A 16,520-nucleotide genomic window follows, 5' to 3' on the forward strand; every position below is an offset into this window, starting at 1 on the left:
GACATTTTTGTGGAGGTTTTGGGCGAGTACGACGAAAAATTCTGGGAAAATTACAACATTATAAAACCCGACGAAAGTTTGCGAAACGCATTTAAAATGTCGCTGTTTAACTGATTTGTGGTTCTGTTTCAAGGTTTTTAGTAATTTTGAAGCCAATAACAAGCAATAATGGAACAATACAGCACAAGACAGAATAAAATAGCAAGGCTCATTCAGCGTGAAATGGCTGATATTCTTTTAAAAGTGAATAAAGAACGCTTCGCGGGCAAACTCATTAGTGTAACAAATGTACGGATTACAAAAGATCTTGGAATCGCACGCATTCATCTGAGTATTTTCCCTTCGGAATTTGCAGCCGAAATTTTGCAGGAAATAAAACTTTCAAGCAAGCAATTACGTGGCGAACTTGGCCGGAAAACCGGAAAAAGCCTGCGTGTTATTCCTGAACTCGATTTTTATATTGATGATAGCCTTGATTATATCGACAATATAGATAAGCTGCTGAAAAAATAGTTTTCCGAATTTTACGTTTTCAAACAAAATACCAAGGTTTGAACTTACCATTTTTCATAGCAAAACGATACCTGTTTTCGAAAAAAAAACAAAATATTATTAACATAATATCGTGGATTTCTATGGCTGGAATCGTGGTAGGCACCATGGCAATTATTATTATCGTTTCGGTATTAAACGGGTTTACCGATTTGATAGGTATGTTTTACAGTGATTTTGATCCGGATATAAAAATTACTTCGGTTGAAGGCAAAATGTTCGACCCAAATACTATTGATACCGAACAGCTTAAATCAATTCCGGGGGTAATTTCGTATGCCGGTGTTATTGAAGAAATTGCCATGTTGCGTTACGGTAAAAGGCAATACCCGGCTACCATTAAAGGTGTACCCGACAATTATACCAGCTATACTAATATTGATAAATTACTGATTGAAGGCGATTATTACCTGGAAAAAGATGGAATTAACTATGCTGTGGTAGGCAGGGGAGTAGCCAATAATCTGGGTGTAGGTATTTCTTTTCTCGACCCATTGCATGTGTACGTGCCCAAAAAAGGAAAACAAGTTTCGTTAAATCCGTCCCGCTCATTTAACCACAATTACCTTTATCCATCAGCGGTTTTTGCAGTGCTCGAAGATGTAGATGCGAAGTACATTTTGGTATCCAAACAATTTGCCGCTGAAATTTTTGAAAGTAAAAATTCAATTTCAGCAATAGAACTGGCATTAAGCCCTGAGGCTGATGTTAAAAGTATTCAGAGAAAAGTTCAAGAACTGCTCGGAAAAGGGTTCCACGTGAAAAACAAACAACAACAGCACGATTTGGTTTTTAAAACAATGAAATCAGAAAAATGGGCTGTTTATTTTATCCTGGTTTTTATTTTATTGCTGGCCTCCGGAAACATGATTGGAAACCTTACCATGCTTTACATTGATAAAAAAGAAGACATATCGATTTTAAAAAGTATGGGATTGCCCGTTCAGCAAATCAATCGTATTTTTCTATACGAAGGCTGGTTAATATCGCTTACCGGCGGACTAATCGGTACGCTTTTGGGCGTGTTGGTATGCTGGTTACAAATTACCTTTGAATTGGTAAAACTTCCGGGAGCAGGCGGTTCGTTTGTTATCTCGGCGTACCCGGTTCACATTATTTTTTCCGACATTGTTCTGGCGTTTTTTGCCGTTTTTATTATTGGCTTTTTAGCCTCGTGGTACCCGGTTAAATTTATGTCGCAAAAACAGCTTTCAACAGCAAATATCAACTAATTCTACCGCTTGTTTAAAAACTGATTTTCATTAGATTTTTGCCCCTCATTTTATTTTAACTTGCACTCGAAAACAACTTGCAAACTAATTTTGAATGAAAGCAATTGTAAAAAGTAAACCAGAAAAAGGCATTTGGATGGAAGATGTGCCAATGCCCAAAGTTGGACCAAACGATATTTTGCTTAAAGTAAAAAAATCGGCAGTTTGTGGCACCGATTTGCATATTTACAAATGGGACGAATGGGCGCAGCAAACTATAAAAACACCGGTTACTATCGGCCACGAATACATGGGAACGGTTGTTGAAGTTGGCTCGGAAGTTGACCGTGTAAAAGTTGGCGAACGCGTTACTGTTGAAGGTCATATCTCGTGCGGGTTTTGCCGAAACTGCAGGCGTGGGCGGCAACACATTTGCGACAATACTATTGGCATTGGAGTAAACCGAAACGGAGGTTTTGCCGAATATATTTCTGTTCCGGCAAAAAATGTGTTACACGTTGATGAACGCATTTCAGATGAAATGATGGCCATAATGGATCCACTGGGTAATGCAACTCATACTGCCTTATCTTTTCCTCTTTTAGGCGAAGATGTATTGATTACCGGCATTGGCGGACCGATTGGAGCAATGGCCGCTGCAATCTGCAAATTTGCAGGCGCACGCAACATTATTGGCACCGACCTAAGCAAATACCGGCGCGATTTAGCCCGAAAAATGGGTGCAACACGTGTAATCGATCCTACAAAAGAAAGCATAAAAGAGGCCATGCAAGTGCATCATATGGTAAGTGGTTTTGATATTGGATTGGAATGCTCAGGTTCGCCCGTGGCCTTTAACGACATGGTTAACCACATGTATAACGGTGGAAAAATAAGTTTACTGGGGCTTTTACCACAGAGTACCCAAATTAATTGGAGCAAACTTATTTTTAAAGGCCTTACGCTAAAAGGAATTTATGGCCGCGAAATGTACGAAACCTGGTACCACATGGAAATGATGCTGACCACAGGACTTGATATTTCGCCAATAATTACCCACCGTTTTAAAGCCGACGACTATCAAAAAGCATTTGAAATAATGGAAGCCGGTAACTGCGGAAAAATTATCCTGGACTGGGAATAATCCAGATCGTTTTTATTTAAAGAGCTACTGTTGATATCTATTACAACAGTAGCTTTTTAAATTATTCGTGTTGTTCCACGTGAAAAAATGACTCGTGAGTCTGTAAATTTCCTGAAAAACAGTAGAAAAACTACCTTTGCAAAAAATTATATAGATTGAAAGAAGGCTTAGTTATAAAATCTACCGGTAGCTGGTATACCGTTGAAGATGAAAAAGGGAATACCTATGAATGTAAAATAAAGGGTAAATTTCGCATTAAGGGCATTAAGAATACAAATCCTGTTACCGTGGGAGATCGTGTTGAATTTAAGCTGCAGAACGTCTCTGCCAACGAAAATGACGCGCAAATAGGACTAATAACAAAAATACACGAACGAAAAAATTACATCATTCGCCGTTCCATCAACCTTTCAAAACAAGCTCATATAATTGCGGCTAATATCGATCAGGCTATTCTAGTGGTAACTATGCAGTACCCCGTTACCACTACTACATTTATCGACCGTTACCTGGCTTCAGCCGAGGCGTATCGTATTCCGGTTCTTATTGTTTTTAATAAAACCGACCGTTATAACGAGGATGAAACGGAAGAAATGGACTTACTCATGCAAATCTACGGCAATATTGGCTATAGATGCCTTAAAACATCAGCTACAAGTGGTGCGGGTATTGATGAGTTTAAAGCGGCTTTAAAAGGCAAAACAAATGTAATAAACGGCCATAGCGGGGTAGGTAAATCCACACTGATTAACCTAATACAACCTGGCCTGAATTTAAAAACCAAAGAAATTTCTGATTCACACAAAACAGGTAAACACACCACCACTTATTCCGAGCTGTTTAAACTGAATTTTGGTGGTTACATCATTGATACCCCCGGAATAAAGGCATTTGGTGTTTTGGAAATGGAACCCTGGGAGATATCGCACTATTTTATCGAAATTTTTAAAATTTCAGAGCTTTGCCAATATAATAATTGCTCGCATACGCATGAACCCGGCTGCGCAGTAAAAAAGGCAGTGGAAGAATATAGAATTGCACCATCGCGTTTCAGAAGCTATCTGGGTTTATTGGAACCGGATGATAAACACAGGCCCGCATTCTAAATTTTTTTATTGATTTAATCTATTATTTACAAATTCTATATTTTTACTATTTTTTTAGATATTGTCTATAATTGATACTATCTAACATTTTTACTTTTTAATAGTTCATATCTATTTCGATGATTTTATAAACCCACCACCTATTAAACGTTCGTCGTGGAACAAAACAGCTGTTTGCCCTGGTGCTATCATCGCTTCTGGCTCCAATAATTCGACCTCAGCCTCAGTATCGCTTAAAATATTCAATTTACAGGCGGTTAACTGCAATCGATAACGTACTTTTACATGCAAGGTGACACCTTGTTTAACTATCTCTTTATCAATTATATAATAGTTTTCAATCAGTATTTTTGTTCGGTATAATTCTTCGTATTTTGCCAACACAATTTCATTGTCATCTAGACGAATTTCTGCCACAAAAAGCGGAAAATTGTAATTTAAACCCAAACCGCGCCGTTGACCAATGGTGTAGTTAAAAATTCCCTGATGTTTACCCAAAACCTTACCTTCGGGGTCGACAAAATTTCCTGGTTTTGACTTTACTCCTCTTTTTTCTAAAAATGTTCGATAGTCATTTCCTTCAATAAAACAGATTCCAAGACTATCCTTTTTTTCTGATAAAGCATAAAAGCTTTTTTCCTTTGCAATAGTTCTGATTTGCGTTTTTTTAAATTCGCCAAGAGGAAAAATAAGTTTATCAACAATTTCACGTTTTAAACCCCAAAGAAAAAATGCCTGATCTTTATCCGGATCCGACCCCTGGTATAAATATTTTTTTTTGTTGAAGTAGCCAGTTCGAACGTAATGTCCGGTTGCAATGTAGTTACATTTATACTCAACTGCATACTTATTTAAATAGTGGAATTTTAAAACAGGGTTACAATAGGCACACGGAAAAGGTGTATTTCCCCTGGTATACTCGTTTATAAAATACCGAACAACAATTTCTTCAAATTCTGCTCTTAAATCAATAGTTAAATGTTCAATGTTAAGGTGCTTTGCAAGCGTTCGCGCATCATTTAAAAAATGGTGATTATCCGTATCGGTACCACTAAAGATAAATGTAATCCCAATTATGGTATAACCCTGCTCCTGTAATAACATTGCTGCAACAGAACTATCAATGCCACCGCTCATACCCAACAAGACTCGCTTATTCATTTTTGGCTTTTTTGAAAATAATCGAAAACGTTCCGGGCTTTTGCTTTTCCAATAGAGCTTTCAAGTGCCTCTAACTTTTGCTGTTTTACCTGCTTAACCGATTTAAAATCCTTTAATAATTTTTCTGTTGTCTTCTCCCCTACTCCATCAATACTGTTTAACTCTGATGAAATGAAAGCTTTCGATCGTTTATCGCGATGAAAAGTTATACCGAAGCGATGCGCCTCGTCTCTTAAATGTTGAATAACTTTTAAAGTTTCCGAATTTTTATTGATGTAAATGGGCACCGAATCACCCGGAAAGTAGATTTCTTCCAACCTTTTTGCAATGCCAATAACCGATATTTTACCACGTAAATTAAGTTTATCAATGGCTTTCATGGTGGCTGATAACTGACCTTTACCACCATCAACCACTATCAGGTGTGGTAAGGGTTTATTTTCTTCCGTTAATCGCTTGTAACGTCGGAAAACAACTTCCTCCATCGAAGCAAAATCATTTGGTCCTTCAACAGTTTTAATATTAAAATGCCGGTATTCTTTTTTTGCAGGTTTTGCATTTTTAAAAACTACACACGCAGCCACAGGGTTAGTTCCCTGCAAATTACTATTATCAAAACACTCAATACGCTCAGGCAATTCTTTTAACTGTAAATCTTTTTTAATGGTATTTAATATCCGATCAGTTCGAATATTAGGATTTTTAAGCACGGCCTGCTTATCTTTTTCAAGTCGAAAATACTTGGCATTTCGTTTTGATAAATCCAGTAATTCCTTTTTATCACCTCTTTTTGGTACCCGGAACACTACATTTTCTATTACATTGTCGAGCTTAAACGGAACCAAAATCTCACGGGCATTACTAAATATCTTTTGCCTGATTTCAATAATACCTGCCAACAATAATTCTTCAGTTGTTTCATCTAAACCTTTCTTAATTTCCAATGTAAAAGTTTGAATAATAGCTCCTTTAATGATTTTCAGGTAATTAATAAATGCAAATTTTTCATCCTCTTCAATAGAATAAACATCCACATCGGTTATAACCGGCGACACCACTGTAGATCGGCTTTGATAGCGTTTTAGCGAATCATATTTTTCTTTGAGCAGCATAGCTTCCTCAAAATTCAGATTAGCCGACATTTCTGCCATCATATCTTCCAGGTGCTTAATTACACCTGATATATTTCCTTTTAAAATGTCAGTAATATCTTCTATCCCCTTCTGGTATTCTTGTTCAGAAATATGCCCTTCGCACGGCCCCTTGCAATTACCTATATGATACTCTAAACAAACCTTATATTTTCCTGATTCGATATTTTCTTTCGATAAATTATAATTACAGGTACGCAATTTATACTCCGATTTAAACAGTTCGAGCAAGGTTCTAACCGTATAAATTGAAGTGTACGGACCAAAATACCTAGATCCGTCGCGAACAAGATTCCTTGTTTTGAAAACGCGTGGGAATGCCTCGTTTTTTATACATATCCAAGGATAACTTTTATCGTCTTTCAGCCGAATATTGTAGCGTGGCTGATACTTTTTAATCAAGTTATTTTCCAGAAGCAGCGCATCTTGTTCGCTCTGAACCACCATATGTTTTATATCGGTAATATTTCTCACCAGCAGTGCTGTTTTTCGGTGCTCATGATTTTTTGTAAAATACGAAGAAACCCGCTTTCGCAGGTCCTTTGCTTTACCGATATAAATTATAGTATTCGACTGATCGAGATACTGGTAAATACCAGGCCTATTCGGCAAAACCGATATAAGCGATTTTAAATAATCAATATTTTTATTTACCGTTTTATATTTCAAGTACTAATATTTTACCAATACCTGGGTTTCGTATTCTTTTAATAAAATTTTATTGGGCGTTTCGATAAATTCTAGGTCGCAAATAAAACTAAAATACACATTTTTCACACCACATTTTTTGACCAAATTCAGCGCTGCAACGGCAGTTCCCCCTGTAGCCAACAAGTCATCATGTATTAAAACCACATCACTACCGTCAAGGGCATCGGCATGCATTTCAACACTATCAACACCATACTCCAGCTCATATGATTCGTTTACAACATCACCCGGAAGCTTTCCTTTTTTACGCACCGGAACAAAACCGGCATCTAATCTATTGGCTATTGCTCCGCCAAAAACAAAACCCCGTGCCTCGAGCCCAACAACTTTTGTAATTCCTTTTGTTTTAAAATTATCACTAATTACATCCGTAACATACCGCATTGCATTTTTATTCTTAAACAAGGTTGTTACATCTTTAAAACTTATTCCTTTTTTTGGATAATCAGGAATTTCTCTTATTTCTTTTTTTAAATCCATTTTACTAATTTGTTCCACGTGAAACATTAACGCCCCAATAAAACCAGAAGTACATTTATATCGGCTGGAGAAACCCCCGAAATGCGTTTAGCCTGACCAATAGTTTTTGGATTTATTTTTTCCAACTTTTGGCGGGCTTCTGTTGATATTGATTTTAATTCACTATAATTAAATTTATTTTCGATATTAATATCTTCAAATTTGTTGAGTTTTTCTGCAAACAACTTTTCGCGGTTTATATAACCTTCATATTTTATAGATATTTCAGCACCTTCAATAATTTCAATCTTTCGTTCCTCGGGTATACACTCCAGAAATCGTTGAAACGGGGTAATGACTTCAATTAAATCAAATATTGAAATCTGAGGACGTAAAACAAGGTCGAATAATTTTACGCCTTGTTTCAATTCGCTGGTTCCTTTTTGCGTAAGTAACTGATTTACAAACCTTGGCTTAACCGAAAAATCTTTTGTGAAATCGATAATTTGCTTAATTAATGCAGTTTTTTGTTGTAATAAATTTAAACGATCCAGAGTAGCAAGACCTAATTTATACGCTTTTTCAGTTAAACGAATATCAGCATTATCCTGACGCAGCAGAATTCTAAATTCAGCCCGGCTCGTAAACATCCTATATGGTTCATCTACGCCTTTCGTAACCAAATCATCAATTAAAACACCAATATAAGCCTCGTTACGTTTTAAAATAAAAGGCTCGTTATTACCTGCACAATTTAAATGGGCATTAATTCCGGCCATAATACCCTGTGCTCCTGCTTCTTCATAACCGGTGGTTCCGTTTATTTGGCCAGCAAAATAAAGGTTTTTAAGTATTTTAGTTTCCAGGGTATGGTTAAGTTGGGTAGGATCGAAATAATCGTACTCAATGGCATAACCCGGCCGGAAAATTTTGGCATTTTCTAATCCTTCTATTTTGTGCAGTGCTGTTAGTTGTACCTGCCACGGCAAAGACGATGAAAAACCATTCAAATAGTATTCAATAGTATTCTCACCTTCCGGCTCTAAAAATAACTGATGTTTTTCTTTTTCAGCAAAGGTGACAAGTTTTGATTCTATACTCGGGCAATACCTGGGTCCGGTGCTTTGAATGGTACCATCAAACATTGGCGAATCTTCAAACCCTTTTGACAATTCATCATGTACATCCATACTAGTGTGAGTAATCCAACATGATCGTTGTTTTAAGGTGCTTTTAGTTCCTGTTAAATAAGAGAATTTGTAATGCCCTTCTTCACCTTTTTGCTCCGTTAATTTTTCGAAATTAATCGTTCTACCGTCTATTCTAACAGGGGTGCCCGTTTTCATTCTACCGGTTTTAAAACCAGCTTCCAGCAATTGTTCTGAAATATTATAAGAAGCAGCTTCACCTATACGGCCACCTTTTAGTTTCTCTTGCCCAATATGCATTAAACCGTTTAAAAAGGTCCCATTTGTTAAAATTACCGTTTTCGAGCTAAAGCTAATTCCTATCTTTGTTTTAACACCTGTTACTTTATCCTTTTCAATAATTAACTGTACTACAGCATCTTGCCACAAATCGAGATTGGAAGTATTTTCAAGTATATTTCTCCATTCTTCAACAAAACGAAACCGATCATTTTGTGCACGAGGACTCCACATTGCCGGTCCTTTCGATTTATTAAGCATTCGGAACTGTATGGTCGTTTTATCAGCGATAATACCGGAAAAGCCACCTAAGGCATCAATTTCGCGTACAATCTGCCCCTTTGCAATACCTCCCATGGCAGGATTACATGACATCTGACCATATTTGGTCATATCCATCGTAATTAGCAAGGTTTTCGATCCTAAATTAGCGGCAGCTGTAGCTGCTTCGCATCCGGCGTGTCCTCCCCCAACAACTATAACATCGTATTTTTCCATCATACCTCTACACCATTAAAATCTATTTTCGACAGGTAATAATCTTCCATTTTTGTCATTTCCTTTTGTTCTTCATCCGTTTTATCTTTGTATCCAACAAGGTGTAAAACACCATGAAAAACAACACGATACAATTCCTTGGTAAAAGTTGAACCAATTCCTTCAGCATTTTCCTTTACCCTGTCTGTACTTATAAATAAATCGCCCGAAATTACATTTTTATCTACATAATCAAAAGTGATGATATCAGTGTAATAATCATGATTAAGATAGGTCTTATTCATTTCAAGTAAATAGTCGTCAGAACAAAAAATCACACTTATTTCACCTGCTTCACAATTTTTATCCTCAATAATTAATTTCAAACCTTTTAATATTGATTTTTCTTTCAAATCTAAAGGTTTAATATCCTCAAAATAAAAAGTTATTGATTTCATTTACAGAAGATTTCGAAACTAATACTGTTACCTTTATCGTTATAACAAACATTTTGTGCGATGGTTTTTATAATATGAATACCACGACCGGTTTCTTTCAAAAGATTTTTTTGTTCTGTAGGATCAGGAATACTGTCCGTATCAAAACCATCACCTTCATCAGTAATGCATACTTTTATTAAGTTTCGTTTGCAATCTACATTTAATTCAACCTTTTTTTTATGATCTTCCTTATTACCATGCACGATTGAATTTGTGGTTGCTTCGGAGATACAAAGGAAAACAGTATTAAAACATTTATCGGTAAAGTTATGATAAGAGAAAATATCTTTAATGAATTTTTCGACCTTATATATTTCAGTTTTTACCGACCTTATTATTAATATGTTAGGCGGATTACAATTCACTCTGATTTTGTATTTTATTTATATATTTCTTGTATTTCTTGTTATAGAAATTTGTTAAAGAATGCGAATTCTTATTCAAGTATTCAATTGAAAAGTTTTCCTTTTCTTTATACTCAAAAAATTTCACAGGGTTACTGTAGAAATCCTCGGCACTTTCCGATTCTCTTTTATCTTCAAACTCTCTTTCCATTTCAGCCTTTTCGGCTTCAAGTAAACGAGTTGTAATGAGGTTTTGACGGGCAATAGTTTGGGCATTTATTGAACGATTCATAATTTCTTTTCTGTTTTGCTCCAACAAATCATCAATTTTTTTGAATGTTTCTTTTGCTTCGCTGCCAACAGTGCCATTATTCATCAGTTCCCGCAGCATTTGTTGCATCATTTCGTGCTGCATTAAACTCTGCCCCATTTGTTTGCTTAAGCCTTGCGAATTCCCATTTTTCATTTGCTCAATCATCTTTTGCAACTGTTGTTTTATACTTTCTGATGACTCCTTAAGATTATTCATCCCGTTGCCGCCTTGTCCTGGATTTTCGCATTGCTGATCGCCTGGTTTGGCGTTGGCCTGCTGTTTTTCTAATTGCTCTAACGATTCGTTTAGCAAAAGTGCCAGGTTATTGGTTGCTGTTATTACAAATTGTTGACTGCTCCTGGCCTGTGGAAAAAGTGCCTCTTCCAACTGATCGCCGGCTTTTGTCAAATTTATTTCCAATGTAACCAGCTCGTTATTGATTGTACTTGTAATTTGTGGGGTTCGCATGGCCAGTGCATACAACGAATCGCGTACAATTTTACTTTGATCGGCAATTCGTTTTTGTTGTTGATTAAGTTCGTTTAACCTTGGATCTTTTGCACTTATACCACCCAATCCGCTTAAAACATCTTCCTGATTAAACGATAACAGTATTAGATTGCTCAAAATTTGGCGGAGATTTTGAATGTTCTCCTGGTTCTGTTGCATGTTATTCATATCGAGCATTTGCTGCATGGCAAATGCCATATTTTTCATCTGCTCCGATGTTTTTTGCAAACTCGAACCTGACTTTTTGCGATTCTTTTTTCCCAGATTTTCTTTACTTTCTTCTGTGCTTTTTTCCAACTCATCAAACTCTTCTTTAAAATCATCAAAACCTACTGGTTTTTCTAATTCCTTATTCATTTCCAGGGTCTCGCTTAAACGTTTCTCGAGCTCGTTAATATTTTTTTGATGCTCCCCTACTCTTTCGTTTATTTCTTCGAAATTTTTATTCTCCTCTATTTCTTTGGCCATATTTTCTTCTTCGCTGGCCATTTTATTCATTTCATCAACCAACTCCTGCAACTTTTGCTCTACCTTAAATTTCTTTAGCATTTCAAGATTTCGATCCAATTGCTTTTGAAGATCATCCATTGTAACATCCATATTACGCGATAACTGGTTAAGCTTTTTGCTGTCAAACTCTTCAGCAAGCTTATTAAATTCTTCCATTAGTTCGCGTAACTCGTCTGTAAATACTTCTTCCAACAATTGTTCTATTTGCTTTTGCTTGTCGATTATATCTTCTGAATTGTTATTGAAAGAATTCAGGTAATTATTTAGCTTTTCGTTGTCTTGCTTTATCTTATCGTATAATTTTTCCAGTTGATTTTGTTTTTGAACAATATCATTAACCATTTGCGATTTTTCCCATTCAGATACATTTGTATCCATATTTTTTATTTGCAGATTTTTTAAATCTTTCTGAATATCTCTGGCAAGTTGCTGACTTTCAGTAAGCATGTGTTCAAGATTTTTAAATTGCTCTTTTTCGTTGGCGAACAGTTCATCCCTATCTGGAAAAATAAAGGAATAACTGTTGGAAGTTGTTGTTTTAAAACCGTTTACTGCATCGTTATCGGTAACCGAAAAATAATACGATACCGGTTCTTTGCTATTTATTTCATTAAAATCAAATGAATAATAAAATTCCTGATCGCTTAAATTTTTATTTACCGGAAGTGCAATTGCTGTATCTCTGTTATCAACATTATAATGAAAGTTTAAAGAAGAGAATCCATAATCGTCGCCTATTAAGCCTTTAAAAAAGAAACGTGTTAAGCGTGTTGAATCTTCGAGGCGTACCACCTCTATATCCGGATAAATATCAAGTATTACCTCAATATGATACGATAAAGCCAATTCGGGTTCGGTAATTTTATTTTGTATAAAAACGTTATAATCTGTTGACTTATAAAACCTTTTACTGAGTTCAAAACCAGTATCGCTTTTTATCGCTGCTACATTAACCGAATCGTTTAATACCAGGCTAAGCGAGTCAACATCAATACCTTGAAACTGCCACTTAACCATTGTTCCACATGGAACCTGCACATCTCCAATATTCTGGAGGCTTAAATTTTCATTTAATGTATATTTTGGTGGTATAACTTCTACTGTAAACGAATTTATTCCGGGTTTTGGCAAAACTTGCAGGTGATAACTATCTGATTTATAATTCAAATCGGTAAAATAAAATTGTACAGGATGAATAACAGATGCCATTTCAAACTCGTACTTTCCAGGATCCAGCGTTTTCATCAGATAATTATTACCCTCAATATTTACATAAACAATCTGTGGAATTTCTTTTCCTTCAGTGCTTATTTGTAAAATAAACGGATCTCCTTTTTTAACCTGCAACGAAGTATTTAGTAGTGAAAAAGTAAATGGGGCCGGTTTAACAAATTCCTGGTTGTAATGTACCAGTCTTTCAGTAGATTCAGTTAATATATTCTTATTAAATGCAAGTATCGAAAGAACCACCAACACACTCATTATCAAGTATATAAATATATTTCGTGCATTTTTATACTGTACCGCCTCGTTAAAATTAAAAACCTTTAATTCTCTAATTTTCTGATCAATACTTGCCAGTAATAAATCGTTTGAATACTGGTTATCGTTTAAATCAGAGAGCTCAAGTATATTTAAAAGCTTGTCTTTAATTTCTACAAAATGCTGTTGTATTAATTCACCTGAAGATTTAAGATCGATAGGTTTAAAAATATGTATTAAACGAAAGAGAGGTAAAAATATAAACTGAATACTTAAGAGACAGGCAAAAATTAAGTAACCAAAAAATACAATTTTTCTTACCTGTACAGGTAAATAAATATAGTATTCAACAACCGAAAACACTGTGTATAAACTAATTAACAGAATCAATACCACTATTGACCCTCGTAACAAGCGGTATAAATTGTATCTTAGTCTGAATGCATTTAGTTTATTAACAAGTATGTTGAAATTTTCTGTCATTATTTTCAAAGTTCTTATATTTCAATTAATTGTTTATGGCTCGTGTTGTTAATAATTGTGCTTAAAACTGTAAAAAAAACAAAAGTAATCTTTTATACTAATTTTTGTATTCTTCATAATTTTCTTCATATAAACAGGTAATTTAAAAACTGCAGTTTATTTACGCCTTTTTTGATGGCATCTTATTCACATCGAATTCACTTGTTAAAAAAGCAATTTGTAGTTTTACCTGAGCTATTAACACCTGTTAAAAACAAAAGTTATTTTCTTATTTCAGAACAAATTAACCTTGTAATTAGTTGTTAAAAAGTAACTGAGAAAGTTGTTTACTTCATCTTTAAAAAAAATTGAAAATAGAAATTAACAAGTATCAACAGGATATAATTAATAGTATTAATTTTTTAAATTTGTTTAATTATAAATAATAATAAAAGAAGTTTGGACATCTTATTAGTTGAAGACAACCTGTTAAATCAAAAAGTAGTTGTATTTAATTTAAAAAAATACAGCTATAATGTTATCGCCGTAACAAATGGAACTGATGCTTTGGAAAAAATAAAGCAACAAACCTTTGATTTGGTGTTAATGGATATTATGCTACCCGAAATGAATGGCTACGAAATTACCGAAGCTATTCGTAAATACGAAGAGGCAAATGGTATAGAAAATCCGGTACCAATTATTGCTATAACTGCCAACACACTGGATAATGACCGCGAAAAATGTTTTAAAGTTGGAATGAATGAATATTTATCAAAACCCTTTACTGCCGCCCAGCTTATTGAAAAAATACGCATCTTTATTCCCGAATAAGTAAAGCGAATGGAAGAGGGATTAGATATTAGAGGAAACTCATATTCGGATACAGAACGGGAGCTGGATAAACGATTACGCCCCCTGCAGTTTGATGATTTTAGCGGACAAAAACAAATTGTTGAGAACCTTGAAATATTTGTAAAAGCAGCTTTAATGAGAGGTGAAGCGCTGGATCATGTATTGCTTCACGGACCGCCGGGACTTGGAAAAACAACCCTGTCGAATATAATTGCTAATGAATTGGGTGTAGGGATTAAAATTACTTCGGGTCCGGTATTGGATAAACCCGGAGATTTAGCCGGTTTATTAACCAACCTGGAGGAGAATGATGTGCTTTTTATTGATGAAATTCATCGTTTATCGCCGGTGGTTGAAGAATACCTGTATTCAGCAATGGAGGATTTTCGCATTGATATAATGATTGATAAAGGGCCAAGTGCCCGTTCGGTACAAATCGAACTCAATTCATTTACACTTATTGGAGCCACTACCCGATCCGGATTGCTAACTTCACCTTTACGAGCTCGGTTTGGAATAAATTCGCACCTGGAGTATTATGATGCCGAAATTTTAACGCGAATTGTAAAAAGGTCGGCAGGTATTCTGGATGTGGTGATAAGCGACGAGGCGGCTTATGAGATAGCTTTCAGAAGCCGTGGCACTCCTCGTATTGTTAATTCGCTTTTACGTCGTGTTCGCGATTTTGCACAGGTAAAAGGAGATGGAACCATTGATATGCAAATTACCCGCCATGCCTTGGCAGCTTTAAACATTGATAAATATGGTTTGGACGAAATGGATAACCGAATTTTATCGGCTATAATAGATAAATTTAAAGGTGGCCCCGTTGGAATTACAACCATTGCAACTGCTGTTGGCGAAGATGCCGGTACTATTGAGGAAGTGTATGAGCCCTTTCTGATTAAAGAAGGTTTTATAAAACGCACACCTCGAGGCAGAGAAACCACAGAATTGGCTTACAAACATTTAGGTCGGGTTAAATACGGCGACTCCCCCAGCCTTTTTTAATAACTGATAGACTGAAATTATAAGTACTTAACTTATTTTGGCGTTTAACTACTAGTTCTTTTCAATAAACTTTACTTCAAACAACATTGGCCACAATTTTCCGGTTACAAACATGCGGTCGTTTTTAGCATCGTAGGCAATCCCGTTTAAAACATCTATACGATCACCGGATTGGTGGTACATGTCAATTAAACCATCAAGGTTAATTTCTTCCAAAACTTTACCGGTTTGCACATCTATTTTTACAATGTAATTGGTGGTGTAAATGTTGGCATAAATAATTCCGTTAATATATTCCAGTTCGTTTAAAACATTCATGTTTCCGCGGTTGTTAGCAACCTGAAGCTTTTTTACCACCGAAAAATCGCTTGGATTAATCCAGGTTAATACATTTGTTCCATCGCTCATTATCAGGTTAGTACCATCGTTTGTCAAACCCCAACCCTGCTCCGATTTATAGGTGAAACTATCCACCAATGCCAAGGTTTCCAGATCGTAAACAAAACCTTTTTGAGCCCGGTAAGTTAGCTGGTAAATTTTATTGTTTAAGATACTTATTCCTTCACCAAAATACTGGTCCTCCAAATCAAAACTTTGTAGAGGTTTTCCACTATTAATGGCAACTTTCATTAGTTTTGAATGGCCATTTTCTCCGGTTCCTTCGTACAGGTGTCCTTTGTAAAACTCCAGTCCTTGAGTGTACGATGTTTTTAAGTGCGGGTATTTGTTTATTACCTGGTAAGTAAGTTGTTTCGGACTAATATCAGATAAAACATGTACCGCTTTGGTACGCACATTTTTTAAGCCGTCAGTTTTTTCGGCATTCACTCTAAAGCTTGTATTTCCCAGGTGGTTAAGTTCAACATCGGCAATCGTAAATTCAGTTTGCTTACTTTCTTGTAATAACTGGTTTTGGTAATAAACTTTTACTGATTTTAGTTCGCCATCGCGTAAACGTGTTTTTACGTTTACCGTTACCTGGTCGCCAAAAGTATAATTCTCTTTTCCCGGCTTAACGGTAATTGTACTTACCGGTTTACGGGGACGTTTGTTTGATTTATTCGAGCACGAAAAAAAACTTATCAAAAGACAAAATATCAGTACAACAGGAAAAAGGTTTCGCTTCATTATCGT

Annotated in this window: 14 protein-coding genes; 6 read left to right on the plus strand and 8 right to left on the minus strand. The window is 35.7% G+C overall.

Annotation, left to right across the window (positions count from 1 at the left end; all coding sequences use genetic code 11):
• Positions 1 to 168: 168 nt before the first annotated feature.
• The 4 genes from rbfA to rsgA all read left to right on the plus strand — a co-directional run bounded on the left by rbfA (position 169) and on the right by rsgA (position 4,013).
• A complete protein-coding gene (gene rbfA / locus QZ574_RS01300) occupies positions 169 to 513 on the plus strand; it encodes a 30S ribosome-binding factor RbfA (RefSeq protein ID WP_297085949.1) in 345 nt (114 codons plus the stop codon).
• Between the two features lie 122 nt (positions 514 to 635).
• Positions 636 to 1,784 carry an FtsX-like permease family protein gene (locus tag QZ574_RS01305; RefSeq protein WP_297085951.1) on the plus strand — a complete coding sequence of 383 codons (1,149 nt, stop codon included), beginning with the start codon at positions 636 to 638 and terminating at the stop codon, positions 1,782 to 1,784.
• A 94-nt stretch (positions 1,785 to 1,878) separates the two neighbouring features.
• A complete protein-coding gene (gene tdh / locus QZ574_RS01310) occupies positions 1,879 to 2,907 on the plus strand; it encodes an L-threonine 3-dehydrogenase (RefSeq protein ID WP_297085953.1) in 1,029 nt (342 codons plus the stop codon).
• 155 nt (positions 2,908 to 3,062) lie between these two features.
• Positions 3,063 to 4,013 (plus strand): ribosome small subunit-dependent GTPase A, encoded by a 951-nt coding sequence (rsgA, locus tag QZ574_RS01315; protein WP_297085955.1) that lies wholly within the window; start codon positions 3,063 to 3,065, stop codon positions 4,011 to 4,013.
• A gap of 111 nt (positions 4,014 to 4,124) precedes the next feature.
• On the opposite strand, the gene mnmA is transcribed toward rsgA, so the two are convergent.
• From mnmA to QZ574_RS01350, 7 genes are read right to left on the minus strand one after another with little or no spacing between them, the layout of a single operon-like run.
• Positions 4,125 to 5,174 (minus strand): tRNA 2-thiouridine(34) synthase MnmA, encoded by a 1,050-nt coding sequence (gene mnmA / locus QZ574_RS01320; RefSeq protein ID WP_297085957.1) that lies wholly within the window; start codon positions 5,172 to 5,174, stop codon positions 4,125 to 4,127.
• Positions 5,171 to 6,994: an excinuclease ABC subunit UvrC gene (gene uvrC / locus QZ574_RS01325; protein ID WP_297085958.1), complete on the minus strand. Its 1,824-nt coding sequence runs from the start codon at positions 6,992 to 6,994 to the stop codon at positions 5,171 to 5,173. The genes mnmA and uvrC overlap by 4 nt, the downstream gene beginning before the upstream one ends.
• Positions 6,995 to 6,997: 3 nt before the next feature.
• Positions 6,998 to 7,516, minus strand: coding sequence for an adenine phosphoribosyltransferase (locus QZ574_RS01330; protein ID WP_297085961.1), 519 nt, complete (start codon positions 7,514 to 7,516; stop codon positions 6,998 to 7,000).
• 26 nt (positions 7,517 to 7,542) lie between these two features.
• Positions 7,543 to 9,423, minus strand: a complete 1,881-nt coding sequence (gene mnmG / locus QZ574_RS01335) for a tRNA uridine-5-carboxymethylaminomethyl(34) synthesis enzyme MnmG (RefSeq protein ID WP_297085963.1) — start codon at positions 9,421 to 9,423, stop codon at positions 7,543 to 7,545.
• The gene (gene ybeY / locus QZ574_RS01340) at positions 9,420 to 9,857 is read right to left on the minus strand and encodes an rRNA maturation RNase YbeY (protein ID WP_297085965.1); all 438 of its coding nucleotides are present in this window, start codon (positions 9,855 to 9,857) and stop codon (positions 9,420 to 9,422) included. The genes mnmG and ybeY overlap by 4 nt, the downstream gene beginning before the upstream one ends.
• Positions 9,854 to 10,264 (minus strand): ATP-binding protein, encoded by a 411-nt coding sequence (locus QZ574_RS01345; RefSeq protein ID WP_297085967.1) that lies wholly within the window; start codon positions 10,262 to 10,264, stop codon positions 9,854 to 9,856. The genes ybeY and QZ574_RS01345 overlap by 4 nt, the downstream gene beginning before the upstream one ends.
• On the minus strand, positions 10,254 to 13,541 hold the full coding sequence (locus tag QZ574_RS01350; RefSeq protein WP_297085969.1) for a DUF4175 family protein: 3,288 nt from the start codon (positions 13,539 to 13,541) through the stop codon (positions 10,254 to 10,256). The genes QZ574_RS01345 and QZ574_RS01350 overlap by 11 nt, the downstream gene beginning before the upstream one ends.
• Before the next feature lie 438 nt (positions 13,542 to 13,979).
• Between QZ574_RS01350 and QZ574_RS01355 the strand changes: the two genes are divergently transcribed.
• Together QZ574_RS01355 and ruvB are read left to right on the plus strand one after the other, a co-directional pair.
• A complete protein-coding gene (locus QZ574_RS01355; RefSeq protein ID WP_297085971.1) occupies positions 13,980 to 14,354 on the plus strand; it encodes a response regulator in 375 nt (124 codons plus the stop codon).
• A gap of 9 nt (positions 14,355 to 14,363) precedes the next feature.
• Positions 14,364 to 15,386, plus strand: coding sequence for a Holliday junction branch migration DNA helicase RuvB (gene ruvB / locus QZ574_RS01360; protein WP_297085975.1), 1,023 nt, complete (start codon positions 14,364 to 14,366; stop codon positions 15,384 to 15,386).
• Between the two features lie 51 nt (positions 15,387 to 15,437).
• Here the strand turns inward: ruvB and QZ574_RS01365 are convergent, their stop codons facing one another.
• Positions 15,438 to 16,514: a glutaminyl-peptide cyclotransferase gene (locus tag QZ574_RS01365; protein WP_297085979.1), complete on the minus strand. Its 1,077-nt coding sequence runs from the start codon at positions 16,512 to 16,514 to the stop codon at positions 15,438 to 15,440.
• Positions 16,515 to 16,520 lie beyond the last annotated feature (6 nt).

It is taken from the genome of uncultured Draconibacterium sp. (assembly GCF_913063105.1).
In the GTDB taxonomy this organism is placed as follows: Bacteria; Bacteroidota; Bacteroidia; order Bacteroidales; family Prolixibacteraceae; genus Draconibacterium.

Coding starts and splice junctions, on each gene's coding strand:
- rbfA (WP_297085949.1), top strand. CDS start 169: ATGGAACAATACAGCACAAGACAGAATAAAATAGCAAGGCTCATTCAG.
- QZ574_RS01305 (WP_297085951.1), top strand. CDS start 636: ATGGCTGGAATCGTGGTAGGCACCATGGCAATTATTATTATCGTTTCG.
- tdh (WP_297085953.1), top strand. CDS start 1,879: ATGAAAGCAATTGTAAAAAGTAAACCAGAAAAAGGCATTTGGATGGAA.
- mnmA (WP_297085957.1), bottom strand. CDS start 5,174: ATGAATAAGCGAGTCTTGTTGGGTATGAGCGGTGGCATTGATAGTTCT.
- QZ574_RS01330 (WP_297085961.1), bottom strand. CDS start 7,516: ATGGATTTAAAAAAAGAAATAAGAGAAATTCCTGATTATCCAAAAAAA.
- mnmG (WP_297085963.1), bottom strand. CDS start 9,423: ATGATGGAAAAATACGATGTTATAGTTGTTGGGGGAGGACACGCCGGA.
- ybeY (WP_297085965.1), bottom strand. CDS start 9,857: ATGAAATCAATAACTTTTTATTTTGAGGATATTAAACCTTTAGATTTG.
- QZ574_RS01350 (WP_297085969.1), bottom strand. CDS start 13,541: ATGACAGAAAATTTCAACATACTTGTTAATAAACTAAATGCATTCAGA.
- ruvB (WP_297085975.1), top strand. CDS start 14,364: ATGGAAGAGGGATTAGATATTAGAGGAAACTCATATTCGGATACAGAA.
- QZ574_RS01365 (WP_297085979.1), bottom strand. CDS start 16,514: ATGAAGCGAAACCTTTTTCCTGTTGTACTGATATTTTGTCTTTTGATA.